The sequence below is a fragment of the Aquabacterium humicola genome, from assembly GCF_030167915.1.
GTDB classification, from domain to species: Bacteria; Pseudomonadota; Gammaproteobacteria; order Burkholderiales; family Burkholderiaceae_C; genus Pseudaquabacterium; species Pseudaquabacterium humicola.
On the sequence record NZ_JARGNB010000001.1, the window covers coordinates 421,414 to 445,895 of the forward strand.

General features: G+C 71.8%; 27 protein-coding genes. 15 read left to right on the forward strand and 12 right to left on the reverse strand.

The features are described 5' to 3' along the window. Positions 1-19: 19 nt before the first annotated feature. The 4 genes from P1K89_RS01910 to P1K89_RS01925 all read right to left on the reverse strand — a co-directional run bounded on the left by P1K89_RS01910 (position 20) and on the right by P1K89_RS01925 (position 2,772). On the reverse strand, positions 20-841 hold the full coding sequence (locus P1K89_RS01910) for a HoxN/HupN/NixA family nickel/cobalt transporter (protein WP_284614665.1): 822 nt from the start codon (positions 839-841) through the stop codon (positions 20-22). A 98-nt stretch (positions 842-939) separates the two neighbouring features. Beyond that, on the reverse strand, positions 940-1,368 hold the full coding sequence (locus P1K89_RS01915) for a group I truncated hemoglobin (RefSeq protein ID WP_284614667.1): 429 nt from the start codon (positions 1,366-1,368) through the stop codon (positions 940-942). Positions 1,369-1,379: 11 nt separating this feature from the next. Beyond that, on the reverse strand, positions 1,380-2,267 hold the full coding sequence (locus tag P1K89_RS01920; protein ID WP_284614668.1) for a DUF3034 family protein: 888 nt from the start codon (positions 2,265-2,267) through the stop codon (positions 1,380-1,382). A gap of 52 nt (positions 2,268-2,319) precedes the next feature. Further along, a complete protein-coding gene (locus tag P1K89_RS01925; protein ID WP_284614670.1) occupies positions 2,320-2,772 on the reverse strand; it encodes a copper chaperone PCu(A)C in 453 nt (150 codons plus the stop codon). Positions 2,773-2,954: 182 nt separating this feature from the next. Here P1K89_RS01925 and plsY point away from each other — a divergent pair, with 182 nt between their 5' ends. From plsY to P1K89_RS01940, 3 genes are read left to right on the forward strand one after another with little or no spacing between them, the layout of a single operon-like run. Next, positions 2,955-3,668, forward strand: coding sequence for a glycerol-3-phosphate 1-O-acyltransferase PlsY (plsY, locus tag P1K89_RS01930; RefSeq protein WP_284614671.1), 714 nt, complete (start codon positions 2,955-2,957; stop codon positions 3,666-3,668). After that, on the forward strand, positions 3,665-4,009 hold the full coding sequence (locus P1K89_RS01935; protein ID WP_284614672.1) for a RidA family protein: 345 nt from the start codon (positions 3,665-3,667) through the stop codon (positions 4,007-4,009). The genes plsY and P1K89_RS01935 overlap by 4 nt, the downstream gene beginning before the upstream one ends. Positions 4,010-4,013: 4 nt before the next feature. Further along, positions 4,014-4,409: a glutaredoxin family protein gene (locus P1K89_RS01940; protein WP_284614673.1), complete on the forward strand. Its 396-nt coding sequence runs from the start codon at positions 4,014-4,016 to the stop codon at positions 4,407-4,409. Positions 4,410-4,432: 23 nt separating this feature from the next. On the opposite strand, the gene P1K89_RS01945 is transcribed toward P1K89_RS01940, so the two are convergent. Then, on the reverse strand, positions 4,433-5,059 hold the full coding sequence (locus tag P1K89_RS01945) for an L-threonylcarbamoyladenylate synthase (RefSeq protein WP_284614674.1): 627 nt from the start codon (positions 5,057-5,059) through the stop codon (positions 4,433-4,435). Between the two features lie 34 nt (positions 5,060-5,093). Here P1K89_RS01945 and P1K89_RS01950 point away from each other — a divergent pair, with 34 nt between their 5' ends. Then, positions 5,094-5,690, forward strand: coding sequence for a DUF3617 domain-containing protein (locus P1K89_RS01950; protein ID WP_284614675.1), 597 nt, complete (start codon positions 5,094-5,096; stop codon positions 5,688-5,690). Positions 5,691-5,712: 22 nt separating this feature from the next. Here P1K89_RS01950 and P1K89_RS01955 read toward each other — a convergent pair whose 3' ends face one another. Beyond that, complete coding sequence (locus P1K89_RS01955; protein WP_284614676.1) at positions 5,713-6,573, reverse strand: 3',5'-nucleoside bisphosphate phosphatase; 861 nt, start codon at positions 6,571-6,573, stop codon at positions 5,713-5,715. Positions 6,574-6,672: 99 nt separating this feature from the next. Between P1K89_RS01955 and P1K89_RS01960 the strand changes: the two genes are divergently transcribed. Further along, complete coding sequence (locus P1K89_RS01960; RefSeq protein WP_284614677.1) at positions 6,673-7,149, forward strand: helix-turn-helix domain-containing protein; 477 nt, start codon at positions 6,673-6,675, stop codon at positions 7,147-7,149. Further along, the gene (locus tag P1K89_RS01965; RefSeq protein WP_284614678.1) at positions 7,142-7,849 is read left to right on the forward strand and encodes a nucleotidyl transferase AbiEii/AbiGii toxin family protein; all 708 of its coding nucleotides are present in this window, start codon (positions 7,142-7,144) and stop codon (positions 7,847-7,849) included. Before P1K89_RS01960 ends, P1K89_RS01965 begins: the two co-directional genes overlap by 8 nt. 12 nt (positions 7,850-7,861) lie before the next feature. Here the strand turns inward: P1K89_RS01965 and P1K89_RS01970 are convergent, their stop codons facing one another. Both P1K89_RS01970 and P1K89_RS01975 read right to left on the reverse strand, forming a co-directional pair. Further along, the gene (locus P1K89_RS01970; RefSeq protein ID WP_284614679.1) at positions 7,862-9,046 is read right to left on the reverse strand and encodes a CaiB/BaiF CoA transferase family protein; all 1,185 of its coding nucleotides are present in this window, start codon (positions 9,044-9,046) and stop codon (positions 7,862-7,864) included. 4 nt (positions 9,047-9,050) lie between these two features. Beyond that, a complete protein-coding gene (locus P1K89_RS01975) occupies positions 9,051-10,226 on the reverse strand; it encodes an acyl-CoA dehydrogenase (protein ID WP_284614680.1) in 1,176 nt (391 codons plus the stop codon). Positions 10,227-10,388: 162 nt separating this feature from the next. Between P1K89_RS01975 and P1K89_RS01980 the strand changes: the two genes are divergently transcribed. Then, positions 10,389-11,318, forward strand: a complete 930-nt coding sequence (locus P1K89_RS01980; RefSeq protein ID WP_284614681.1) for a LysR substrate-binding domain-containing protein — start codon at positions 10,389-10,391, stop codon at positions 11,316-11,318. Here P1K89_RS01980 and P1K89_RS01985 read toward each other — a convergent pair. Further along, a complete protein-coding gene (locus P1K89_RS01985) occupies positions 11,309-12,496 on the reverse strand; it encodes an FAD-dependent monooxygenase (protein WP_284614682.1) in 1,188 nt (395 codons plus the stop codon). The two genes, P1K89_RS01980 and P1K89_RS01985, sit on opposite strands and share 10 nt — an antisense overlap. 97 nt (positions 12,497-12,593) lie before the next feature. Here P1K89_RS01985 and P1K89_RS01990 point away from each other — a divergent pair, with 97 nt between their 5' ends. The 5 genes from P1K89_RS01990 to P1K89_RS02010 all read left to right on the forward strand — a co-directional run bounded on the left by P1K89_RS01990 (position 12,594) and on the right by P1K89_RS02010 (position 16,664). After that, a complete protein-coding gene (locus P1K89_RS01990) occupies positions 12,594-13,160 on the forward strand; it encodes a TetR/AcrR family transcriptional regulator (protein ID WP_284614683.1) in 567 nt (188 codons plus the stop codon). A 20-nt stretch (positions 13,161-13,180) separates the two neighbouring features. After that, positions 13,181-13,828 (forward strand): response regulator transcription factor, encoded by a 648-nt coding sequence (locus tag P1K89_RS01995; protein ID WP_284614684.1) that lies wholly within the window; start codon positions 13,181-13,183, stop codon positions 13,826-13,828. An 80-nt stretch (positions 13,829-13,908) separates the two neighbouring features. Beyond that, entirely contained in the window at positions 13,909-14,898 is a 990-nt protein-coding gene (locus tag P1K89_RS02000) for a DUF72 domain-containing protein (protein WP_284614685.1), read from the forward strand. A 28-nt stretch (positions 14,899-14,926) separates the two neighbouring features. Continuing rightward, the gene (locus P1K89_RS02005; RefSeq protein WP_284614686.1) at positions 14,927-15,784 is read left to right on the forward strand and encodes a DMT family transporter; all 858 of its coding nucleotides are present in this window, start codon (positions 14,927-14,929) and stop codon (positions 15,782-15,784) included. Between the two features lie 79 nt (positions 15,785-15,863). After that, on the forward strand, positions 15,864-16,664 hold the full coding sequence (locus tag P1K89_RS02010; RefSeq protein WP_284614687.1) for a DUF2189 domain-containing protein: 801 nt from the start codon (positions 15,864-15,866) through the stop codon (positions 16,662-16,664). On the opposite strand, the gene P1K89_RS02015 is transcribed toward P1K89_RS02010, so the two are convergent. Then, the gene (locus P1K89_RS02015) at positions 16,622-18,085 is read right to left on the reverse strand and encodes an aminotransferase-like domain-containing protein (protein WP_284614688.1); all 1,464 of its coding nucleotides are present in this window, start codon (positions 18,083-18,085) and stop codon (positions 16,622-16,624) included. The genes P1K89_RS02010 and P1K89_RS02015 overlap by 43 nt on opposite strands. Positions 18,086-18,198: 113 nt before the next feature. Here P1K89_RS02015 and P1K89_RS02020 point away from each other — a divergent pair, with 113 nt between their 5' ends. Both P1K89_RS02020 and P1K89_RS02025 read left to right on the forward strand, forming a co-directional pair. After that, positions 18,199-19,350: a pyridoxal phosphate-dependent aminotransferase gene (locus P1K89_RS02020; protein ID WP_284614689.1), complete on the forward strand. Its 1,152-nt coding sequence runs from the start codon at positions 18,199-18,201 to the stop codon at positions 19,348-19,350. A gap of 33 nt (positions 19,351-19,383) precedes the next feature. Continuing rightward, complete coding sequence (locus P1K89_RS02025) at positions 19,384-20,964, forward strand: PAS domain S-box protein (RefSeq protein WP_284614690.1); 1,581 nt, start codon at positions 19,384-19,386, stop codon at positions 20,962-20,964. Between the two features lie 22 nt (positions 20,965-20,986). Here the strand turns inward: P1K89_RS02025 and P1K89_RS02030 are convergent, their stop codons facing one another. Both P1K89_RS02030 and bla read right to left on the reverse strand, forming a co-directional pair. Further along, complete coding sequence (locus P1K89_RS02030; RefSeq protein WP_284614691.1) at positions 20,987-22,330, reverse strand: alpha/beta hydrolase family protein; 1,344 nt, start codon at positions 22,328-22,330, stop codon at positions 20,987-20,989. Between the two features lie 157 nt (positions 22,331-22,487). Beyond that, positions 22,488-23,360 (reverse strand): class A beta-lactamase, encoded by an 873-nt coding sequence (bla, locus tag P1K89_RS02035; RefSeq protein WP_284614692.1) that lies wholly within the window; start codon positions 23,358-23,360, stop codon positions 22,488-22,490. A gap of 153 nt (positions 23,361-23,513) precedes the next feature. On the opposite strand from bla, the gene P1K89_RS02040 reads away from it, so the two are divergent. Further along, positions 23,514-24,377: a LysR family transcriptional regulator gene (locus P1K89_RS02040; RefSeq protein WP_284614693.1), complete on the forward strand. Its 864-nt coding sequence runs from the start codon at positions 23,514-23,516 to the stop codon at positions 24,375-24,377. The last annotated feature ends 105 nt before the right edge of the window (positions 24,378-24,482 follow it).

Sequence of the window (24,482 nt, forward strand, 5' to 3'; positions counted from 1 at the left end):
CGCGGCGGTCCCGGAGGTCCTACGCCGAGATCGTGCTGCCGGATGCGCGCCGGTCGACCGCGGCCAGCCGCCACGCGAGCGCGAAGCTCGCCGCCAGCAGCGCGACCACGCCGGCGCCGAGCCAGGCGGCGCGGGCATCGGCCCAGTCATCGAGCGCCGGCGAGACCAGGCGCACGAAACCGAGCGCCGCGACGCCCAGGCTCGCCAGCGCGACGCCCCAGCCCATGGTTCGCGAAGCACGGCGCGCCCACCCGTCGGCGCGGGACAGCAGGCGGCTGATGCACCAGCCGTTCAGCGCGTCGGTCAGCAGCATGCCGACGGTGAACAGCCCGCCCAGCACCAGCGCGGGCGCCGCGCCATGGCCCGGCGAAGCCAGCGCGAACACGGCGGCCTGGCTCAAGGTGTCGAAGGACAGCGCGAACAGCGCGCCGACGGCGGCTGACATCCAAGGTGAGCGGCCCGTCAGGCGCGCGACGATCCAGCGGCCGATCCATCCGGCCGGCTGCGGCGCCGCACCGGCCGGCTGCGCCAGCAGCAGCCGCAGGTTCGCGATGCCCAGCGCCGTCAGCACCACGATGGACACCGCGGCACCGCTGGCGTGCAGCCAGCCGGGCAGCGCCAGCCGCTGGTGCATCAGCGCGAGCCCGGCGGCGACGCCGATCACCACCGCGCCATGGCCCAGCGAGAACAAGGCGCCGCACCAGCGCGCCACGGGGCGCCCGCGCTGCAGCCGTGTCAACGCATCGATGGTCGCGAGGTGGTCGGCGTCGACGCCGTGTTTCAGGCCCAGCAGCAGTGCCAGCGCAGCCAGCGAGGTCCAGTCGGTCGGCAGGTCGGCCATCGCGCGGGGCTTGCAGGACGAAGAGGTGGATCGATCCTACAAGAAGCATGCCGGTGCACCGGCCGGCCGCGCGGGGCCGCAACACCGCGGCCACCGCTTCAGCGCGCGGTGATGATGTCGCGCGACATCGGCGCCAGCTTCGCCAGCAGCCGGTTCTGCTCGGCAAAGGGCACGCCGCGGGCGTCCATCGCCTGCTGCAGCAGCTCGACCAGCGCGAGGAAGTGGCGGCGGCCGACAGCCAGGTCCTGGTGCGAGGACTTCATGTCCGCGCCTTCGTAGCGGCATGGCCCGCCGAGCCGTTCGCAGAACTGATCGACCAGCTGCGCCTTCACGTGCGCTTGGTTGACGTCCTTGAAGAAGGGCGCCGTGCGCGGGTCGGCGAGCAGGCGCTGCATGAAGTCGTCCATCAGCGCGACCAGCCCCGCCTTGCCGCCGAAGGCTTCGAACCCCGCCGGCTGCGCCGTGGCCGGCAGGCTGGTGCCGACCAGCAGCGCGACGAGCAGGCCCCGCAGGAACGTCGGTTTCATGGCTGGGCTCCTCAATGCGCGAGCTGCAGCGACAGGTAGGCGGCCCGCTGCCGCTTCGTCTGCACCGCCGGCACGATGCGGCCCAGGTCGACCACCGCCAGCGTCAGCGATGCCCGACGGTTCGGTGCCCAGGCGACGAAGAGGTCCCACCAGGGATCCTCCTTCAGCCCGGCGCCCAGCAGCGACGGGTTCAGGTTGTCGGGCTTGCGGCGGTACTCGGCGCCGACGGCCAGCGTGCGCTGCAGCAGCCAGGCGGCCGACAGCTCGGGCATCAGCCGGACGCGATCGTGCGCCGTGCCGCCGAAGCCGAGCAGGCCGTTCTGATTGGCCTTGGTCGCCCGCACGGTGGCATTCAACAACAGCCCCTGCGCCAGCAGCAGCTTGGTGGCGCTGGCGTAGAGCTCGATGCCGTCGCGGCGCGCGCCCAGCGTGGCCAGCGTCGGCGCGAGCCCGCCGGCATCGACGCGCTTGGCCAGCCCGCCGAGCGCGAGCTGCGGCATCCAGGTGTCGCTGTCGAGGATCGCATCCCCGGCCACGCGCCATTTCAGCCCCACGATGTCCTGCTTCAGCGTCAGGCCGGGCACGCCCAGCGCGGCGCCGGTCGCGCCGGTGTCTAAGGCCTGGCGGGCCAGCGACAGCTCGACGCGGTCGTGAAGGCCGACCGCGACGCCGCCGGCGACCAGCCGGTAGTCGCGGGTCTTCGCGACGCTGGCGAAGGCCGTCGCGCCCCATTGCCCGTCGCTGCCGTAGCCGCCGATCAGCGCCCACGGCGTCAGGCCGCCGCCGGCAGCGCCGTCGACGGTGCTGACGCCGCCGGTCAGCAGCAGCTTGTCGGCCGCGGCGGCGGGCAGGGGGGAGGTCGCCGCCAGGGCTGCGAGCAGCAGGGTCTTCGAGCGCATGACGGGGCTACGCAGGCGGCGCGCACCTGGATGCACGCCGCCGGCGCGGCGGTCAGAGCGCCTTGTTGCCCAGCGCCTTCACCGGCGCCTTGACCTCGATCGTCTCGCGCTTGCCGTCCTTGCCTTCGATCACCAGGGTGATCGGCACCATGTCGCCGGCCTTCAGCGGTGCCTTCAGCATCATCAGCATCAGGTGGAAGCCGCCCGGCTTGAGCTCGACGGGCTGGCCGGCCGGCAGGTCCAGCGAGGCGACCGGACGCATGCGCATCACGTTGCCGTCCATCGCCATCTCGTGGATCTCGGTGCTGCCGGCCGCCGGCGAGCTGGCGCCGACCAGCTTGCCGCCGGTGGTCGACTTCAGCGTCATGAAGGCGCCGGTGGATTGCTGCTGCGGCACGGTGCCGCGGATCCAGGGCCAGCTGGCGGTCGTCTCGGCGCGGGTGGCTGTGCTGGCGCCGCAGGCGATCAGCATGGCGAGGGCGGCGACGGTGCTGCGAAGGTTCATGGTCGGTTTCTTTCCGGTCGGTGGGGAGGATACGCGGGCGATCGGGTGGCGGCTTCGGCCGGCCGCAACTCCTTTGAACGCAGCCACCGCCGCCGCGGTTGGCAGCGCCGGGCCGGGCACGTGGGGAAGCGGCGGCCCGGCCCGGTCGTACACTGCGCAGCCTCCCCCGCAAACCCCTGCGCATGCCCCTGTTGACCAGCCTTGCGGCCGTGCTCGCCGCCTACCTGATCGGCTCGCTGTCCTTCGCCGTGATCGTCAGCCGGGCGATGGGCCTGTCGGACCCGCGCAGCTACGGCTCGAAGAACCCCGGTGCGACCAACGTGCTGCGCTCGGGCAACCGCGCCGCCGCGATCCTGACGCTGGCCTTCGACGCGCTGAAGGGCTACGTGCCGGTGCTCGCCGCGCTGTTGCTGAGCCCCCGCTTCGACTGGGGCGAGCTGACGATCGGGCTGGTCGGCCTGGCCGCCTTCCTCGGCCACCTGTGGCCGGTGTTCTTCCGCTTCCAGGGCGGCAAGGGCGTGGCCACGGCGGCCGGCGTGCTGCTGGCGCTGAACCCCTGGCTCGGTGCCGCGACCTTGCTGACCTGGGTCATCGTCGCCGCGTTCTTCCGCTACTCGTCGCTGGCCGCGCTGGTGTCGGCGGCCTTCGCGCCGTTCTACCAGCTGCTGATCTGGGGTCCGTCGCCCCTGGTGCTGTCGATCGCCGTGATGAGCCTGCTGCTGGTATGGCGGCACAGCGCGAACATCCAGAAGCTGCTGGCCGGCACCGAATCGAAGCTCGGGCAGAAGTCGGCCGCGCCGGCCGCCGCCGCGCACGCCGGCCACCATCCGCCGCAACCGCACCATCCACACCATCCGCACCATCACAAGACCTCCAAGAAAGGACATCGACCGTGATCCAACGTTTCGACGCCGGCCCGCGCATGGCCGAGATGACCGTGCACAACGGCGTGTGCTACCTCGCCGGCCAGGTGGCCGTCGGCGGTGCCACCGACATCGAAGGCCAGACACGCGAGGTGCTGGCAGCGGTCGACGCGCTTCTGGCCCGCGCCGGCAGCGACAAGTCCAAGGTGCTGCGCGCGCAGATCTTCCTCACCGACCTGGCCGACTTCGCCGGCATGAACAAGGTCTGGGAAGAATGGGTCGTGCCCGGGCAGACGCCGGCGCGGGCCACCGTGCAGGCCGCCCTCGCCAAGCCCGAGTGGAAGGTCGAGATCGTCATCACCGCGGCGCTCTGAAGCCTTGGCCCCCACCGCCGCCACCACCAAGCCCGCACGCGCGCCGTCGGAGTCGCGGCGTTCGCTGCTGTGGTTCATCGCGGTGATCCTGCTGATCAGCGCCGGCACCCAGTGGTGGGGCTGGCGCCAGGAGCAGCAGGTGGGTCGCGACATCGCCAGCCTGGCGCGCGACGGCGACATCGTAATGCTGTCGACCGACTGCAACTACTGCGAGCAGGCGCGCAGCTACCTGAAGACCTTCGCGATCCGCTACACCGAGTGCTCGATCGACAAGGACAGCGCCTGCGCGGCGCAGCATGCCGCGCTGAAGCTCAAGGGCATGCCGGTGGTGCTGGTGCGCGGCGAACCCTTCGAAGGCTTCATGCCGATGAAGGTGCTCGAGCGCTTGCGCCGCGGCTGAGCGCCTGCGCCGCGGCTGAGCGCCTAAGCCAGGCCCAGCGGCCCCAGCGGCCCGCGGCCCTGGCGGATCAGCACCGGCTCGTCGCCGCTGTAGTCGACCACCGTCGTCGGCTCCATCGGGCAGGCGCCCGCATCCACCACCGCCTGCAGCACGTGCTCGAAGCGCTCGCGGATCTCGTGCGGATCGTTCAGCGGCTCGCTCTCGCCGGGCGGGATCAGCGTCGTCGCCAGCAGCGGCTGGCCGAGCACGCCCAGCAGGTCCTGCGTCACCCGGTGGTCCGGCACGCGCAGGCCGATGGTGCGGCGCGACGGATGCGAGACTCGCCGCGGCACCTCCTTCGTCGCTTCGAGGATGAAGGTGTAGGGCCCGGGCGTGCCCAGCTTCAGCAGCCGGTACTGGCGGTTGTCGACACGGGCATAGCGGCCGAGCTCGGACAGGTCGCGGCACAGCAGCGTCAGGTGGTGGCGTTCGTCGACCTGGCGGATGCGGCGCAGCGACTCGGCCGCCTTCTTGTCGTCGAGGTGGCAGACCAGCGCATAGCTCGAATCCGTCGGCACTGCGCAGACACCGCCTTCATGCAGGATCTGCGCGGCCTGCTTCAGCAGCCGCTGCTGCGGGTTGTCGGGGTGGACTTCGAAATACTGGGACATGAAGATCGGGGATGCACCCGAAAGGAAGCGGATTATGAATACCCCTCGTTGCATTGCCGTGGCCGCCGCAGGCCTGTTGTGCCTCACCGCCGTGCAGGCGCAGGACCACTGGATGAAGCGCAAGCCCGGCCTCTGGGAGGTGTCGATGCAGATGCCCGGCCCGAACCGGCCGGCGATGAGCTCCAAGCAGTGCATCGACGACAAGACCGATGCCGAGATGCAGAAGAAGGCCATGGGCGGCCCGGACCAGAAGCAGCAGTGCAGGCAGCTGTCGAGCAAGAAGATCGCCGGCGGCGTCGAGATCGAGATGGAGTGCAAGAGCGACGAGGGCACGACCAAGGTGGTGTCGCGCATGACCGGCGACATGCAGTCGAGCTTCAAGGTCGACAGCACGATGACCTTCAATCCGCCGCGCCACGGCATGAGCACCGGCCAGTTCACGATGAGCGGCCAGCATGCCGGCGCCTGCCCGGCCGACATGAAGCCGGGCGACATGCGCATGGGCAGCATGGTGATGCCGGGCCCCGGCGGTCAGCCCGGCATGGCCTTCGACATGGAGAAGCTCAAGAACATGACGCCCGAGGAGCGGGCGAAGTTCATGGAGCAGATGAAGAAGTCGATGGGGCAGTAGCCCCGGCAGTGCGCCCGCGGCGTCAGACGCGGCGAATGCGCGGCGCCAGCTGCTGCCAGATCGGCGTCAGCTGCTTCGGCAGCGCGGGCAGCGTGCCGAGGTCGATGCGGCTCTCGTCGGGCGAATGGAAGTCGCTGCCGCGCGAGGCGGCCAGGTCGAACTCGATCGCCATGCCGGCGTACTTCGCGGCATCGGCCGAGCCATGGCTGCCGGTCAGCACCTCGACGCCGGTGCCGCCGTGCGCCTTGAACTCGGAGAACAGCGCGTACTCCTCGTTCGGCGTGAACTTGTAGCGGCCCGGGTGCGCGATCACCGCCGCGCCGCCGGCGCCGACGATCCACCGCACCGCTTCGCCCAAGCCCGCCCAGCGGTGCGGCACGTAGCCGGGCTTGCCGCTGACCAGGTAGCGGCGGAAGACCTCGCCGTTGTCGCGGCAGACGCCGGTGTCGACCAGCCAGCGCGCGAAGTGCGTGCGCGACACCAGGTCGGGGTTCGTCACGTAGCCGAGCGCGCCTTCGTAGGCGCCGGCGATGCCGACTTTCGCGAGGCCGTCGCCGATCTGCTGCGCGCGCAGCAGGCGGCCGTCGCGGATGCGCGCCAGGCCGGCGAGCAGCTCGGCGTCGTGGGGATCGATGCCCAGGCCGACGATGTGCACCGTCTCGCCGGCGAAGGTCACCGAGATCTCGACGCCACCCAGCCACGCGATGCCTTCGGCCGCCGCGGCCGCCGCCGCGCGGGCCTGGCCCGCGAGCTCGTCATGGTCGGTCAGGGCCCACAGCTCGACACCCTGGCCACGCGCCCGCGCGGCGAGCGCCTCGGGCGTCAGGGTGCCGTCGGAGAAGCGGGAATGGCTGTGGAGATCGGCGTTGAGGGCATGGGGCACCCCCGAATTCTAGGGAGGCGGGAGCACTGGCGCTTCGTCGGAGGGTGAACAGATTCTCATTGTTTACATTTTTCGAGGAATGACCATAATGAGAATCAAATGCCGGCCAAAACACCGCCCGTCGAGATGCTCACCGCCGCCAAGCTCAAGGCGCTCGGCGACCAGCTGCGCACACGCCGCAAGCGCCAGAAGGTGAGCGCTGTTGCGGCGGCAGAGGCGGCGGGGCTGTCGCGTGTCACGCTGCATCGCATCGAGCGCGGTGAACCCTCGGTGACGATGGGTGCCTACATGAACGCGCTCGCGGCCCTGGGCCTGGAGCTCGTGCTGCGCGACCCCCAGGCGCGGGAGCCGTCCGACGATGTCGAGCTGCCACCGGCGATCGTGCTCGACGACTATCCGCAGCTCAAGCGTCTGGCGTGGCAGCTCGATAACGCGACGGTGCTGACGCCCGCAGAGGCGCTGGCGCTGTACGAGCGCAACTGGCGCCACGTCGATGCCGCGGCACTTGACCCCCGCGAGCGCGCGCTGGTGCGCACGTTGGCAGCCCGCCTGGGCGGGGGGCGCCTTCTTGTTTGAGCGCGAACATCATCGCCGCGTCGCGGCGATCCTCGAGTCGCTCGATTCGGTGCCGCTCGACGCGGCGCAATGCCTTTTCGGCGGCGGCACCGCGATCGCGCTGCGGCATGGGGAATTCCGCGAGTCGGTCGACATCGATTTCCTGGTCTCCGACCGCGAGGGCTACCGCCAGCTGCGGCAGCGCCTGTCGGGCCGCGACGGCATCGCGGCGATCGTGCGAGACGGCCGGACCCTCGTGCAGGCGCGCGAAGTCCGCGCCGACCAGTACGGCATCCGCACGATGCTGCGCGCGGTCGACATCGACATCAAGTTCGAGATCGTGCTCGAAGCGCGCATCGGCCTCGAACGGCCCGGCCCCGCGGATCGCATCTGCGGCGTCGCGACCTTGACGCCGCTGGACATGGCCACGAGCAAGCTGCTGGCGAACTCGGACCGCTGGCGCGACGACGCGGTGATGAGCCGGGACTTGATCGACCTCGCGATGATGGCGCCCCGCAAGGCCCTGCTGCGACAGGCGATCGACAAGGCCAGCCAGGCCTATGGCCTGAGCATCGAGTCCGACCTGGTCAAGGCGATCGACGACCTGCGCGCGCGCCCGCATCGCCTCGACCACTGCATGCGCGCGATGCAGATGGACAGGGTGTCCAAGGCGCAGCTGTGGGCGAGGATCAGGGCGCTGCGACCGCCGCCGCGCCCTTGAGGTGCTGACGGATCAAGTACGCGGCCAGCCGTCGCCGCGCGCCAGCGCAGCCCGCAGCGCGTCGCCGTGTTCGTCCAGCTGCGGCGGCGGCCGGTCGGACACCGCGCGTTCGCCGTCGAAGCGCATCGGCGAGGCGACCATCGGGATGCCGTTGCGCGCCTCGATCTGCATGCCGCGGTGCTTGACCTGCGCATGCTCGAAGACGCCGGGCAGCTCGAGGATCGGCGCGCAGGGCACGGCGTTCGGCTCGAAGAGCGCGGTCCACTCGGCGGTGGTCCGCGCGAGCATCCACTGCGCGATCACCGGCACCAGCTCGGCACGGCGTTCGACGCGGCCTTCGTTGGTCGCGTAGCGCGGGTCCTGCGCGACGGCCGGATCGCCGGCCAGCGCGCAGAAGCGCGCGAACTGGCCGTCGTTGCCGACGGCGACGACGATGTGGCCGTCCTTCGTCGCGAACACCTGGTAGGGCACGATGTTGACGTGCGCATTGCCCATGCGCTTGGGCGTCTTGCCGCCGACGAGGTAGTTGCTGGCCTGGTTGGCGAGCATTGCGACCTGCGTGTCGAGCAGCGCGGCATCGATGTGGCGCCCGCGGCCTGTGCGCCCACGTTCGATCAGCGCGGCGAGGATCGCGCTGGTCGCGTACATGCCGGTGAAGAGGTCGGCCACCGCGACGCCGACCTTCTGCGGCTCGCTGCCCGGCGTGCCGTCCTTCTCGCCGGTGACGCTCATCAGCCCGCCGGTGGCCTGGATCGCGAAGTCGTAGCCCGCGGCGGCGGCGTAGGGGCCGTCCTGCCCGTAACCGGTCACCGAGCAGTAGATCAGCTTCGGGTTCTCCTTCGAGAGCGACGCGTAGTCGAGCCCGTATTTCGCCAGCTGCCCGACCTTGTAGTTCTCCAGCAGCACGTCGGCCTCGCGCGCGAGCTGCCTGACCATCGCCGCGCCGTCGGCCGACGCGATGTCGATGGCGATCGAGCGCTTGCCGCGGTTCGCGCTGAGGTAGTAGGCGGCGACGCGGTCTTCACCCTCGCCCCACCAGGGCGGGCCCCAGCCGCGGGTGTCGTCGCCCGCGCCGGGGCGCTCGACCTTGATGACGTCGGCGCCGTAGTCGGCCAGCACCTGGCCGGCCCACGGGCCGGCGAGCACGCGCGACAGGTCGAGGACACGGATGCCCTCCAGCAGCTTGGGGCCACTCATCGGATCAGAACGCGGCGATGCCGGTGATCGCGCGGCCGAGGATCAGCGCATGCACGTCATGCGTGCCCTCGTAGGTGTTCACGACTTCCAAGTTGACGAGGTGCCGCGCGACGCCGAACTCGTCCGAGATGCCGTTGCCGCCCAGCATGTCGCGCGCGGTGCGGGCGATGTCCAGCGCCTTGCCGCAGCTGTTGCGCTTCATGATCGACGTGATCTCGACCGCGGCCGTGCCTTCGTCCTTCATGCGGCCCAGGCGCAGGCAGCCCTGCAGGCCCAGCGTGATGTCGGTCAGCATGTCGGCCAGCTTCTTCTGCACCAGCTGGTTCGCGGCCAGCGGCTTGCCGAACTGCTTGCGGTCCATCGTGTACTGGCGCGCGGTGTGGAAGCAGAACTCGGCGGCGCCGAGCGCACCCCAGGCGATGCCGTAGCGCGCGCTGTTCAGGCAGGTGAACGGACCCTTCAGGCCGCGCACCTCGGGGAAGGCGTTCTCCTCGGGGCAGAACACCTCGTCCATCACGATCTCGCCGGTGATCGACGCGCGCAGGCCCACCTTGCCGTGGATCGCCGGTGCCGACAGCCCCTTCGCGCCCTTGTCGAGGATGAAGCCGCGGATCTGGCCGCCGTCGTCCTTGGCCCAGACGACGAAGACGTCGGCGATCGGGCTGTTGGTGATCCACATCTTCGAGCCGGAGAGTGAATAACCGCCCGGCACCTTCTTCGCGCGCGTCACCATGCTGCCGGGGTCGGAGCCGTGGTTCGGCTCGGTCAGGCCGAAGCAGCCGATCCATTCGCCGGTGGCCAGCTTCGGCAGGTACTTCTGCTTCTGCGCCTCGGTGCCGAATTCGTTGATCGGCACCATCACCAGCGACGACTGCACGCTCATCATCGAGCGGTAGCCGGAGTCGATCCGCTCGACCTCGCGCGCCACCAGGCCGTAGCAGACGTAGTTCAGGCCGGCGCCGCCGTAGGCCTCAGGGATCGTCGGGCCCAGCAGGCCCAGCTCGCCCATCTCGCGGAAGATGGCGGCATCGGTCTTCTCGTGGCGGAAGGCCTCGAGCACGCGCGGCGCCAGGCGGTCGGTGCAGTAGGCGCGCGCGGCATCGCGCACGGCGCGCTCGTCGTCGCTCAGCTGCGCGTCCAGCAGGAGGGCATCGTCCCAGTGGAAGGAAGGCTTGGCCATGGTCTGTCTCGCTCGTCTGCTCGTAAGGGATGGCGGCGATGCTAGGCCGATGCCGGGTCGGCGGCAAATCATTCTTTGTCACCCAGACATGAGGCGGCAGAATGTCTCGGGAATCGATCCACCGATGACCGGCGGGTCATCGGAGTGCCGAAGGAGCATGTCATGCCCCGCAAGATCCCGTCGCTGCAGGCCCTGAGCTGCTTCGACGCCGCCGCCCGCCACGAGAGCTACACCCGCGCCGCGCACGAGCTGGCGCTGACGCAGGGCGCGGTGTCGCGCCAGGTCGCGGCGCTGGAAGACTTCGTCGGCGTCGCGCTGTTCCGCCGCACGCGCCACGGCGTCGCGTTGACCCCGGCCGGCGCGGCGTACGCGCGCCAGGTGGCCGGCCGGCTCGACGGGCTGGAGCGCGATACGCTGGACGCGATGGCCCAGAGCGCCGGGGGCGCCGGCGGCGGCGCGATCCACCTGGCCGCGGTGCCGACCTTCGCGACGCGCTGGCTGCTGCCGCGCCTGCCGGACCTCGCGGCGCGCCATCCCGACATCACGGTGCACGTCGAGGTCGCGACGCGGCCCTTCCTTTTCGCCGATTCCGGCCACGATGCGGCGCTGTACGCCGGCACGCCGCAGCAGGTGGCGAACTGGGCCGGCACGCGCGCGACGCTGCTGCTGCACGAGGAGGTGCTGCCGGTGGCCAGCCCGGCGCTGCTGGCCGGCCGCCGGCGCTGGTCGCCCGCCGACCTCGTCGCACTGCCGCTGCTGCAGCAGAGCACCCGCCCCGAGGCCTGGCGCGACTGGTTCGCCGCGATGGACGTGCCCGACGCCGCCGCCAGCCCGCGCGCGCTGCAGGGTCCGCGGCTGGAGCTGTTCTCGATGCTCGCGGTGGCTGCCGCGCAGGGCCTGGGCGTGGCGCTGGTGCCCCGCCTGCTGGTCGAGGCCGAGCTCGAACGCGGCGAGCTGCGCATCGCCTGCCCGAAGCCGTTGCGCGGCCAGCGCGGCTACTACTTCGTGGTGCCCGAGCACCCCGGCGCTGAGCGGCCGGTGCTGGCGGCCTTGCGCGACTGGCTGGTGCAGCAGGCGCAGGCTCAGCGGTAGGCCAGGCCCGACAGCTGCCAGGCCAGGCGGCGCCGGAACGGCGGGCACAGCGCCAGCAGCGACAGCAGCGCATTGCGCAGCAGCCGGCGCGCCGGCGGCACCGTGGCCAGCCGCGTCAGCCGGTGCGCCAGCGCGATCACCTGCTGCGCGATCGGCCGGCGCTCGGCGCCATAGGCATCCAGCGCCGCGTCGTCGCCTTCCAGCGCACGGCCCAGCGCCGTGGCCAGGCGCATCGCGTCGAGCATGCCGGTGTTCATGCCCTGGCCGCCGGCCGGGCTGTGCACGTGCGCGGCGTCGCCGGCCAGCAGCAGGCGGCCGGCGCGGTAGCGCTCGGCAATGCGGTGGTGCACGCGGAAGCGCGAGCTCCACAGCAGCGCGCGCACGCGGGCCGGTGCGCGCTGCGGCCCGCGCGCATCCAGCAGCGCCTGGATGAAGGCGGCGTCGGGCTGCTCGGGCGCCTCGTCGACCGTCGCGACGACGCGGTGCCGGCCATCGGGCAGCGGTGCGACGACGGCCATGCCGGCCGGCGAGAAGTACAGCACCACCTCGTCGTGCGGCACGCCGCCGTCGAGCTGCACGTCGGCCAGCACGAACGCTTCGTCGTAGCGGTCGCCGTCGAACGGAATGCCCGCAAAGCCGCGCACCGCGCTGTGCATGCCGTCGGCGCCGACGACGTAGCGCGCCGCGATGCACGTGCCGTCGTCGAGCGTGGCCAGCGCGTGCTCGTCCGACTGCGTCAGCCCGATCAGCGTGCGCGGCCGCATCACCGTGCCGCCCAGCGCCAGCAGCCGATCGAGCAGCGCCCGCTCGGTCTCGGCCTGCGAAATCATCAAGGTGAACGGATAGCGCGACGGCAGCTGGGCGAAGCCGATCGGCATCAGCACGCGGTCGCGGTCGCGCACGCTGAAGCGTTGCGCCTGCAGGCCGCGGGCGACCAGCGCGGCGGACACGCCCAGCGGCTCCAGCACCTCCAGCGTGCGCGCATGCACGACCGCCGCGCGCGAGGTGTTCGCGCCTTCGGCCAGGCGGTCGATCAGCAGGCAGCGCACGCCGCGCGCCTGCAGCGCGGCGGCCAGCGTCAGGCCGGTGGGGCCGGCGCCGACGATCAGCACGTCGGTGTCGCAGGCCGTGCCGGCAGCGGGCGAGGGCACATCGGGGCGGGGTGGGGTGGCGGGCATCGTCGGGCTCCTGGTCAACAAGTGTTGGTCAACATGTGTTGACTACTTTAGACGGATGGCGCAAGAAGTCAACGTCCGTTGGCTTACAGTCGACACAATGAGCGACGCCCCTCCCCGCAAGTCCGACGCCACCAAGGCGGCGATCCTCGGCGCCGCCCGCGAGCAGTTCGCGCGGCACGGCTACCAGGGCGCGACGATCCGCGCGATCGCCGGCGCCGCGGCCATCGACCCGGCGATGGTGATGCGCTACTTCGGCAACAAGGAGCAGCTGTTCGCCGCCGCGGCGGAGTTCGATCTGCAGCTGCCGGACCTGTCGGCGCTGCCGAGGGCGGAGGTCGGCGCCGCACTCGTCGCGCACTTCCTGCAGCGCTGGGAGGCCGACGATTCGCTGATGGCCCTGCTGCGCAGCGCGATCGCCAACGAGGCCGCGGCCGAACGCATGCGCCGGCTCTTCGCGACGCAGGTGGCGCCGGCGATCGCCGGGCTCGTCGACGAGCCGCGCGCCGGCGTCGCCGCGCGCGCCGGGCTGGTCGCGACGCAGATGCTCGGTCTGGCGCTTTGCCGCTACCTGCTGAAGCTGCCGCCCGTGGTCGCCCTGTCGCGTGCCGAAGCCGCGCGGCGCATCGGCCCGACCTTGCAGGCCTACCTGTTCGAGCCGCGCTGAGCCCCTATACGATCCGGACCATGCGCATCCTGATCGCCGACGACAACGAAGCGCTCGCGCTGGGCCTGGGCCACGTCCTGGAGCAGTCCGGCCATGTCGTCGAGGCGGTCAGCGACGGTCAGGCCACGCTGGAGGCGATCGAACGCGGTCACTTCGAGCTGCTGGTGCTCGACTACGGCATGCCGCGCCTCGACGGTGCGCAGGTGCTGCGCCGGGTGCGTGCGCGCACCGACTACCTGCCGGTGCTGCTGGCCAGCGCGCACGACGACGCGGCGAGGCGCCTGGCCGACCAGGGGCTGGCGGTCGACGCGGTGCTGACCAAGCCGTTCAGCATCAATGCCTTCGAGTCGCTGGTCGAGGAACTGGAGCGCGGCATCTGCCGCGAGCACGCGACCCGGCATGTCGTGCACTTCGGCCCGCTGCGGTGCGACCCGGCGACCGGCCGCACGACCATCGATGGCGCGCCGCTCGAACTCGACGACGACCAGCGGCGCGTGCTGGAGCGGCTGGCCAGCCACCACGGCGAAGCGGTGGGCGCCGACGAGCTGTCGCCGCTGGCGTCGCAGCCGCTGGAGCCGGTGATCGCCGGGCTGCAGCAGCGGCTGGACGCCACACCGCTGAAGCTGGTCGCGGTGCGCGGCATCGGCTGGTGCCTGGCGATCGGCTGAGGGGGCCGAGCGGCTGACCCCCGGGTGGCTGACGGCCGCGTGGCGGGGTCGCCGGCACACCGCTTGCCGCCGCTGCCGGCATGGCCAGCAGCATCCAGGCGCGCAGCAGCGTCCGCATCGGCATCTCGGGCTGGCGCTACGCGCCCTGGCGCGGCGTCTTCTATCCCCCGGGCCTGCCGCAGCGGCAGGAGCTGGCCTTCGCGTCGCGCATGCTGCCGACGATCGAGATCAACGGCTCGTTCTACTCGCTGCAGAAGCCCGCGTTCTATGCCGAGTGGCACGACGCGACGCCGGAGGACTTCGTCTTCTCGGTCAAGGGGCCGAAGTACATCACGCACCTGCGCCGGCTGAAGGACGTGCGCACGCCACTGGCGAACTTCTTCGCCTCCGGCGTGTTCGCGCTCGGTGCCAAGCTAGGTCCGATCCTGTGGCAGTTCCCGCCGCAGCTGCCGTTCCTGGCCGAGCGCTTCGAGACCTTCTTCGAGATGCTGCCGCACGACACCCAGGCCGCGCTGGCGCTGGCCGAAGACCATGACCGCCGCGTCGAAGGACGCTCGCTTCTGGCGATAGACCGCAAGCGCCCGCTGCGCCATGCGGTCGAGATCCGCCATCCGAGCTTCGTCGACCCGGATTTCGTCGCGCTGCTGCGCCGCCACCGCATCGCGCTGGTCACCGCCGACACCGCGGGCCGCTGGCCGCTGCTCGAAGACCTGACGGCCGACTTCGTCTACCTGCGGCTGCACGGCGACGTCGAGCTCTACGCCAGCGGTTACGGCGACGAAGCGCTCGACCGCTGGGCCGAACGCATCGACGCCTGGCGGCAGGGCAGGCAGGTGCGGGATGCGCGCCTGGCATCGCCGAAGCCGCCGCCCCAGCGGGCGAAGCGCGACGTCTACGTCTACTTCGACAACGACGTGAAGGTGCACGCGCCCTACGACGCCGCGCACCTCGCGCAGCGGCTGGGCGTGCCGACCGGGCTGCGGCCGGGCGGGCGCTTCGAGCCGCCGCCGGACCTGGCGCCGCCGCGGGCGCGGGCGAGCGGCTTCGGCCGTGGCGCCCGGCCACAATGAGCCGATGCCCGATCAGGTTCCTGCTTCGATGTCCCGCGCCGCGGCCTGGATGGCCGGCTGGCTCTCGCTGATGGTGGTCATCGCCGTGGCCGGCCGCGAGGCCACGCGCGAACTGGCGGTGTTCCAGATCATGGTGATGCGCTCGCTGATCGGCCTCGTCATGCTCTATCCCCTGGTGCATGCCGCCGGGGGCTTCGCCGCGATGAAGACCGCACGCTGGCCGCAGCACGCGCTGCGCAACGCGGTGCACTACGCGGCGCAGTACGGCTGGTTCGTCGCGCTGACGCTGATCCCGCTGGCGCAGGTGGTGGCGATCGAGTTCACGATGCCGATCTGGACCGCGCTGCTGGCGGTCGCCTTGCTCGGCGAGCGCTTCAACCGCTGGAAGGCGCTGGCGGTGCTGCTGGGCCTCGTCGGCGTCGCGCTGATCGTGCGGCCGGCCGCGAGCGCGATCTCGCCGGGGCAACTGATCGCCCTGGCGGCGGCGGTCGGCTTCGCGGTGTCGGTCACGCTGACCAAGTCGCTGACGCGCACCGACAGCGCGGTGCAGATCATGTTCTGGATGCTCATCGTGCAGTCGGTGCTCGGCCTGCTGCCGGCGCTGGCGGTGTGGCGCTGGCCCTCGCCGACGGTGTGGGGCTGGGTGCTGGTGATCGCCTTCTGCGGCACCTTCTCGCACTACTGCATGTCGCGTGCGCTGCGCCATGCCGATGCCACCGTCGTCGTGCCGATGGACTTCCTGCGCGTGCCGCTGACCGCGCTGGCCGGCTGGCTGGTCTATTCGGAGCGCATCGACCTGTTGACCGTCATCGGCACCGCGCTGATCCTCGGCGGCAACCTGCTGAACCTGCGCCGGATTGACGGCGGTCAAGCGCGCACCCGGTAGTTGCCGGGTGTTCCAGGGTTGGCCCGATGGACGCTGCGGCGGGGCTTGCCTAACGTCATGGCGAACAGGAGCAGCCGCCATGACGCCCGTCGAACTGCACGACTCCACCGCCGCTTCCGACTCGCCCTTCGAGATCCCGCTGCGCCGGCTGGCTTTCGGCGATCCGCTGCGCTGGCTGGCGCTGGGCTGGCGCGACTTCCGGCGCTGCCCCGGGATCGGCCTCTTCTACGGCTCGGCCTTCACCGTGATGGGCTGGGCGCTGCTGGCGGTCTTCGAGCAGGCACCGGCCTATGTGCTGGCGCTGTCGGCGGGTTTCCTGCTGATGGGGCCGTTCCTCTGCATCGGCCTCTATGACGCCAGCCGGCGGCTCGAACGCGGCGAGGCGCCGGCGCTGGGCGTCTCGCTGCGCGCGTGGCTGCCGCGCGCCAGCACGCTGGGCATCTTCGGCTTCGTGCTGCTGGTGCTGGAGATGCTGTGGGGCCGCGCATCGCTGGTCGTCTTCGCGCTGAGCTTCGACGCGATGCCGGATTTCCACGGCTCGCTGCTGGCGCTGCTGGATGCGCGCAACCTGGAGTTCATCGCCGCCTACTGCGCGGTCGGCGGCCTCTTCGCCGGGCTGATCTACGCCACCAGCGTGATCTCGATGCCGATGATCCTGGACCGCGGCACCGACGCGATCAGCGCCGCGCTGACCAGCATCCGGCTGACCCTGACGCAGACCGGCGTGATGCTGTGGTGGGGCGCGCTGATCACCGCGATCGTGGTGCTGGCGATGCTGCCGGGCTTCCTCGGGCTGCTGGTCGCCGGGCCGGTGCTCGGCCACGCGTCCTGGCATGCCTACCGCGGGGCCGTGGGCGGCGCGCCGGGGGACGGCAGCTGACCCGTCATCGACGCGGCCAGCGCACCGAGCCGGCGCAGGCCCTTCTCGATGCGCGCATCCCAGCCCCAGCCGCCGCTGAGCCGCAGGCAGTTCGCGTAGCGTCCGGCGGCGGAGAACACCACGCCCGGCGCGAAGCAGATGCGCTCCTCGAGCGCACGGTGGAACAGCGCGCGGGTGTCGACCGCCTTCGGCAGCGCCAGCCACAGCACGAAGCCGCCGGCCGGCTGGGAGACGCGGGTGCCGGCCGGGAAGTGCGCGGCGATCACCTCGGTCATGCGGCGCAGCGTGTCGGCGAAGGCCCGGCGCAGCCGGCGCAGGTGGGCGTCGTAGCCGCCGGAGGCGAGGAACTCCGCCAGCGCCAGTTGCGGCAGCACCGGTGCGGCCAGGGTCGCGGCGAACTTGGCCTCGAGCAGCTTCGGCAGGTGGCGCCGGCTGGCAACCCAGCCGACGCGGTAACCCGGCGCCAGCGTCTTCGAGAAGGACGCGCAGTAGATCGTGCGGTCGCCGGCATCCAGTGCCGAGAACGGCCGCGGCCGCTCGGCGCCGAAGTGGATGTCGCCGTAGACATCGTCCTCGATCAGCGGCACGCGGTGCGTCGCCAGCAGGGCGAGCAGCGCCTGCTTGTCGTGCTCGGCCATCGTGCAGCCGAGTGGATTGTTGAAGCTCGACGCCAGCAGGCAGGCGGCGACCGGCTGCGCTTCGAGCGCGGCGGCCAGGGCGTCGAGCGACACGCCGCGGCGCGCATCGGTCGGCAGCTCCAGGGCCTTCAGCCGCAGTGCGCGCAGCACCTGCAGCGCGCCGAAGTAGGTCGGCGACTCGATCGCCACCGTGTCGCCGGGCTGCGTGACGGCCGACAGCGCCAGCGCCAGCGCCTCGGTGGCGCCGCAGGTGATCACGATGTCGTCCGGTGCCAGCTGCTGGCTCCACCTCAGCGCGCGGCGCGCGATCTCGATGCGCAGCGCCGCTTCGCCGCGCGGCGGCGAGTAGGTGTTGTGGGTGGCGCCGCGCACGCGCGCGGATCGCGCGAGCATGCGGTCGAGCTTCGCCGAATCGAGCAGCGCCGGGCTCGGGATCGCGCAGCCCAGCGGCACATAACGTTCATCGGACGCGTGCTCCAACATCGTCAGCATCAGCGCCGACAGCGCCACCTCGGTCGGCTGCAGGCTCGGCCGCGTCGTCGCCGGGGCCGGCAGCCTGGGCACATCGGCGACGAAGAAGCCGGACTGCGGCCGCGCCTGCAGGATGCCGCGGTCTTCCAGCAGCCGGTAGGCCTGCAGCGCGGTGGTCAGGCTGGTGCGTTGTTGCTGCGCGATCGCGCGCAGCGACGGCGCGCGTGTGCCGGGCGCCAGCGTGCCGTCGCGCACGCCTTGCGCGATCAGCTCGGCGACAGCCTCGTAGCGAAAGCGGGCGGGCTGCGGCATCGCCAGGCAACTGTTCTGGTTGAAGTTGCGCCGGATTGTGGCTGTTATCGATGCGGCCGGCACCGCACGATGGCGCCCTGCGATCCCCTTCGATGCCGCCAGGAGCTGCCGCCATGAACCGCTTTCCGCCCAACGCCATCGCCTCGCTCGTCGGCGAGGCGCCGCCGCGCCACGACCTCGCCGAGAGCCTCGGCCCCGACCTGCGCTTCGGCGCGCTGTTCGACGACCCGCACGAGGCCGGTGCGCTGGCGGCGCTGCCGCTGTCCTACGCCAGCGCGGCCGGCGATCCGGCGCTGCGCGCCGCGATCGCCGCCGTGCACGGCGGCGGCGCCGACGAGGTGGTGGTCACCGTCGGCGGCATGCACGCGCTGTTCCTGCTGGCCTTCACGCTGTGCGGGCGCGGCGACGAGGCGGTGATCACCTCGCCGGTGTTCCCGCTGGCGCGCCATGCGCTGCAGGCGGTCGGTGCCGAGATCCGCACGCTGCCGCTGCACTTCGACGACGGCTACCAGCCCGACCTCGAGGCCTTGCGCGCGCTGCTGTCGCCGCGCACGCGGCTCGTCAGCCTGGCGTCGCCGCAGAACCCGTCGGGCGTCGCGCTGCCCGAGGCGAGCCTGCGCGCGGTGCTGGCGCTGATGCAGCAGCACGCGCCCCAGGCCAGGCTGCTGGTCGACGAGACCTACCGCGAGGCGCACTACGGCGGCACGCCGGCCGCGCCGAGCGCGATCGCGCTGGATCAGCGCGTGGTCAGCGTCGCCTCGCTGTCGAAGTGCCACGGCGCGCCGGGCTTGCGCATCGGCTGGGCGATCACCCGCGACGCGGCGCTGCGCGAACAGCTGGTGACGGCCAAGTTCAACACGGTGATCTGCTGCTCGCCGCTGGACGAGGCCGCCGCGTTGCGCCTGCTGCAGCGACGCGGGCACCTGCTGGCCGAGCGCGCGGCGCACCTGGCGGCGAACCTCGCGCTGACGGCGCAATGGGCCCGCGACGAAGCGGCGCTGGTCGACTGGGTGCGGCCGGACGCCGGTGCGCTGTGCTGCGTGCGCATGAAGCCGGCCGTGTTCGACGAGGCCGCGGTCGCGCGTTTCCATGCCGCGCTGCCGGCGCTCGGCCTGCGCATCGGCGACGGGCGCTGGTTCGGCGAATCGGCGCGCGTATTCCGCCTCGGCTTCGGCCTGCCGCCGACGGCAGGGCTGGCCGACGCGCTGCAGGCCCTGTCGAGTGCGCTGCGGCAGGCCGCGGGCGGGTACGATCGCCGCGATTGAAGCGGCCGGCGACGCGGCCGCCAACGCGCCGCGATGACCGAAGACGAACGAGAACTGCGATGGGGCGATGCCGGCTGGGGCCGGCAGGCGCCGACGCTGCCGGCGCTGGACCCCGGCCTGGCCAACCTGCTGCTGGAGCACATCGCGACGCGGGTGGCGGTGATCGGCCGCGACGGACGCTATGTCTACGCCAACCACGGCGCGCTCGAGTTCATGGCGTTGCCGGCCGAGCGGGTGATCGGCCGCCACATGTCCGAGGTGCTCGACGAGGGCGTCTGGCACAGCTTCGCCCCGATCTTCGAGCGGCTGTACGCCGGCGAGTCGCTGCATCTGAGCGGCTGGGTGCACTACGAGAAGCAGGGCAGGCGCTACCGCGAGCAGATCCTGGTGCCCTACATGCCCGACGGCGGGCCGGTGCAGTCGGTGGTCGTGCTCGGGCTCGACCGCACCGACCAGCGCCTGTCCGAGCAGGAGCTGGCGCGGCGCGACGAGCAGCTGCAGCGCGCCGAGGCGCTGAAGTCGGCCATCGTCGACCACGCGCAGACCGCGCTGATCTCGTCGGATGCCGAGGGCCGGATCGTCGAGTTCAATGCCGCCGCCGAGGCGATGTTCGGCCGGCCGCGCGGCGAGGCGCTGGGCCGCTCGATCGGCGAGGTGCTGGTGCCGCCGCGGCATCGCGAAGCGCACGACAACGGCCTGCGCCGCATGCAGGCGGGTGCGCCGTCGCAGATGATGGGCCGGCGCGTCGAGCTCGAGGCGCTGCGCGCCGACGGCAGCGAGTTCCCGATCGAGATGGTGCTGTGGCGCACCGACGTCGGCGGCACGGTCTTCTACACCGCGTCGATCACCGACCTGTCGGAACGCCGCCGCGCCGCACAGGAAATCGCGCGCCAGCGCGAGGCGCTGCGCCAGAGCGAACGGCTGACGGCGATGGGCAGCCTGCTGGCCGGCGTCGCGCACGAGCTGAACAACCCGCTGGCGATCGTGATGGGCCGCGCCACCTTGCTTGAAGAGCGCTGCGCCGATCGGCCCGACCTGCTGAAGGACGCGAAGCAGATCCGCGACGCTGCCGACCGCTGCGGGCGCATCGTGCGCACCTTCCTGAACATGGCGCGCAGCCGGCCTTCGAACCCGACGCGCATGTCGCTGAACGACGTCGCCCGCGCGGCGGCCGAGCTGCTGGCCTACACCTACCGCAGCCACGCGATCGAGCTGAAGCTGGAGCTCGACGGTGCGCTGCCCGCGGTGCAGGCCGACGAGGACCAGATCGCGCAGATCGTGCTGAACCTGCTGGTCAACGCCCAGCACGTGCTGTCGCAAAGCGACGGTGTCCGCCGCGTCACGCTGCGCACCGGCGTCGTGCCGGAGTCCGGCGAGCTGCCGGCGTCGGCCTGGCTGCGCGTGGTCGACACCGGCCCCGGCGTCGCGCCGGACGTGCGCGCGCGCCTCTTCGAGCCCTTCTTCACCACCAAGCCGCAAGGATCGGGAACCGGCCTCGGCCTGTCGGTGTCGCGCACGCTGGCGCGCAAGCAGGGCGGCGACCTGACGCTGGAGGACAGCGCCGCGGGCGCCGTCTTCCAGCTGCGCCTGCCGCTGCAGGACGCCGCGGGCTGAAGCGCTGCGGCGTCGCTCTCGCTTACGGCGCCGGGCAGGCCGGCGGCTTCAGGAAGGCCAGCTGCGGCACCGTGTCCCACAGCCGGGGCGTGACCTTGTCGGTGTAGGTGCAGCCGAAGTTCGGGCTGGCCACCGCGGCCGGGTCGAGGATCGCATCGCCCGCCGGCTTCGTGCCCTGCTCGACCCATTTCACGAGGTCGGTGAAGGTCTGCACCAGCTCGGTCGGCGTGAACGTGCAGTGGCCGACGTCGCGCGTCGCGCGCGAGACGAAGTTCTGCGCGTAGCCTTTCGCCGCGACGCGTCGCGCGTATTCCTGTTCCATGTGGAAGGGCACGAACAGGTCGCCCAGCGTGTGCAGCGACAGGGTCGGGATCTTCAGGGTGCCGGTGGTCGGCGTGACGTTGGCCAGGCCGTTGTTGCGGCGCGCCTGCGGATCGGCCTGAACGCGCTGGATGGCGATGTTGAAGGCGTCCTCGGCCGGCGTCAGCGCGGGCAGCGCATCGAACTGGTAGGTCACGTCGCTGTTCTGCACCGCGACGCCGGGCTGGCGCGGCAGCGTGCCGTCGCCGACGCCGAGGCCGAACAGGAAATCGCCGGCCACCGCGTTCCAGTACAGCCAGCCCTGGTCGAACAGCGGGCGCACGCCGCCGGAGCGCAGCTGCACCAGCGCCTTGAAGTTCGTGCCCGCGGCATTCAGCGCGAACGGGAAGGCCGGGCCCAGGCCGGCCTTCGTCGCCGGCACCACGCTGGTCAGGTAGTCCGGCCCGAACGGGTAGAGCTGGTTCTGTCCCGACAGCGTCTGCGCCGCGAGGTTGAAGTCCAGGAAGTAGTCGAACAGCTCGTAGTCGCCGAGCACGCCGCAGATCGGCATCGCGCCGTCGTAGCTGGCCGGCCACTGCTCGGCCACCACCGCGGTGATGTGGCCGCCCATCGACGCGCCGGTGATGTAGGTGCGCACCGGCTTGCCGAAGCGGCCATTGAAGAGCTTCGTCAGCGCATGCGTGTCCTTGGCGCCCTGCGACGGGTCGTAGGCGTTCCGGCTGTAGCTCGATGCCGCCCAGGCGTAGCCGTTGGCGAGCAGGAAGGGGCGCAGCGGATGGTTGTCGACCGTCAGCTCCAGCCCGGTGCCGCGGTAGCCGTGGGCCCACATCACCAGCTTGCCGTTCCAGTTCATCGGCACCTCGATGCGGTAGCCGGCGCCGTTGTGCACGCCCCAGGCGCGCTGCGTGTCCAGCCCGGGCAGCGCGGCGAACGGCAGCTTCGCTTCGTCGACGTAGTAGGCCGGCGGTGGCGCGGCGACGGCGGGTTGCAGTGCAGATGCGCTGAACGCCAGCGCGGCGACGATCGGGACGAGCGTCTTCTTCACGGTGGTCTCCTCTTGTCGGTGGTCAATGCACGGAACGGGGGGCCATTCGGCGCCGATGCCGGTCGGCGCGCCATAGGGGCTTGACTGGAGCATCCCTGTCACCTGCGCGACGCGCGCGTGCGGCTGCGCCCGTCGAGCGTGAGGTCGAGCACGTCCATCAGGCCACGCGCGCCACCACCGCGCGTCCCACCGCCGCCAGCGTCGCATTGCGGTGTTCCATCGGCCGATCGCTGCCGGTCAGGTAGGCCGCAACCACCAGCGGCGCGCGTTGCGGCGGCCAGAACACCGCGACATCGTTGCTGGTGCCGCGCTGCCCGCTGCCGGTCTTGTCGCCGGCGCGCCAGTCGGCCGGCAGCGCCGCGCGCAGCCGCGTCAGGCCGGTGCGTGCGGCTTCCAGCCACTGCACCAGCAGCGCGCGGCTGGCCGGCGACAGCACGTCGCCGAGCACCGCCCGGTTCAGCAGGCCGGCCATCGCCCGCGGGGTGGTCGTGTCGCGCGGGTCGCCGGGCCGTGCTTCGTTCAGCGCCAGCTCGCGGCGGTCGAGCCGCGTCATGCCGTCGCCGAGCGACCGTGCGAAGCGCGTCAGCGCGGCCGGCCCGCCGAAGCTGTCGAGCAGCAGGTTCGCGCCGGCGTTGTCGCTGACGGTGACGATGGCCTCGCACAGCGCGCGCACCGTGATGCCCTCGGCGCCAGCGTGCCGCTCGGTCACCGGCGAATGCGCGATCAGCACCTCGCGGCCGTAGCGGATGCGGCGCTCGAGTTGCTCCAGTGCGTGGTCGACCCGCTGCAGCACCAGCGCCGCGACCAGCCACTTGAAGGTGCTGGCCATCGGAAAGCGTTCGTCGAGGCGATGGCCGTCGAGCCGGCCGGTCGCGGTGTCCAGCACCGCGATGCCGAGGCGGCCGCCGGAGGTGGCTTCGATGCGCGCCCAGGGGTCGGCATCGGGCCTGGCGTTTTCCTGGGCCTGCAGGCCGAGCGTGGCACCGGCGAGGCCGAGCGCGAGGCCGTGCTGGAAGTGGCGTCGATTCATGCGTGTCCTTCGAGTGGCGAGGTGGCGCACGATAGGCGTCGGCGAGGCGCGCGACAAACGCGGATTCGTGCGGCGAAACCCCAGAAAATTGGGGGCATGCGGCCCCGCCGCCAACCGACGCCGAACCGACGCCGAACCGACACCGAACCGACGATGACATTGCCGCTGAACGCTCTGCGCGCCTTCGAGGTCGCCGCCCGCCACCTGAGCTTCACCCGCGCGGCCGAGGAGCTGTTCGTCACCCAGAACGCCGTCAGCGCGCAGGTGAAGAACCTCGAGCAGCGGCTGGGCGTGCCGCTGTTCCGCCGGCTGCCGCGCGGGCTGGCGCTGACCGACGAGGGCCAGGCGCTGCTGCCGCTGCTGCGCGACAGCTTCGAGCGCATTGCCGCGGTGCTGGGCCAGTTCGACGGCGGTCGCCATCGCGAGGTGCTGACCGTCGCCGCCGTCGGCACCTTCGCGGTGGGCTGGCTGCTGCCGCGGCTGGAGGCCTTCCGCCGCGACCATCCCTTCGTCGACCTGCGCCTGCTGACCAACAACAACCGCGTCGATCTCGCCGGCGAAGGCCTGGACTTCGCGATCCGCTTCGGCGACGGCGCATGGCACGGCACCGAGGCCGAGCCGCTGCTCGACGCACCGCTGTCGCCGGTGTGCACGCCCACCATCGCCGCGCGGCTGCGCAGGCCGGGCGACCTGCGGCCCGAGACCCTGCTGCGCTCGTACCGCGCCGACGAATGGCCGCGTTGGTTCGATGCCGCCGGCTGCGCGCCGCCGGTGCTGCGGGGCCCGGTCTTCGACTCCTCGATCACGATGGCCGCGGCTGCGGCGATGGGCGCCGGCATCGCGCTGCTGCCCGTCGCGCTGTTCGCCGACGACCTGCGCCGCGAGCGCCTCGTCCAGCCGTTTGCCGTGGACGTGTCGATCGGACGTTACTGGCTGACGCGGCTGAAGTCGCGCGCGCCGACCGCGGCGATGCGTGAATTCAGGACCTGGGTGCGCGGGCAGGCCGGGGCGGCTTGAGGGGGAGCTTTCCGGCCGAAAGCGGGGAGGACCAAAAAAGCGACGGCCGGGGCGCCTTCGCGCCGTGCGTCGCCGCTGTTCGTTCGCGTCGCCGGCCTGAACAAT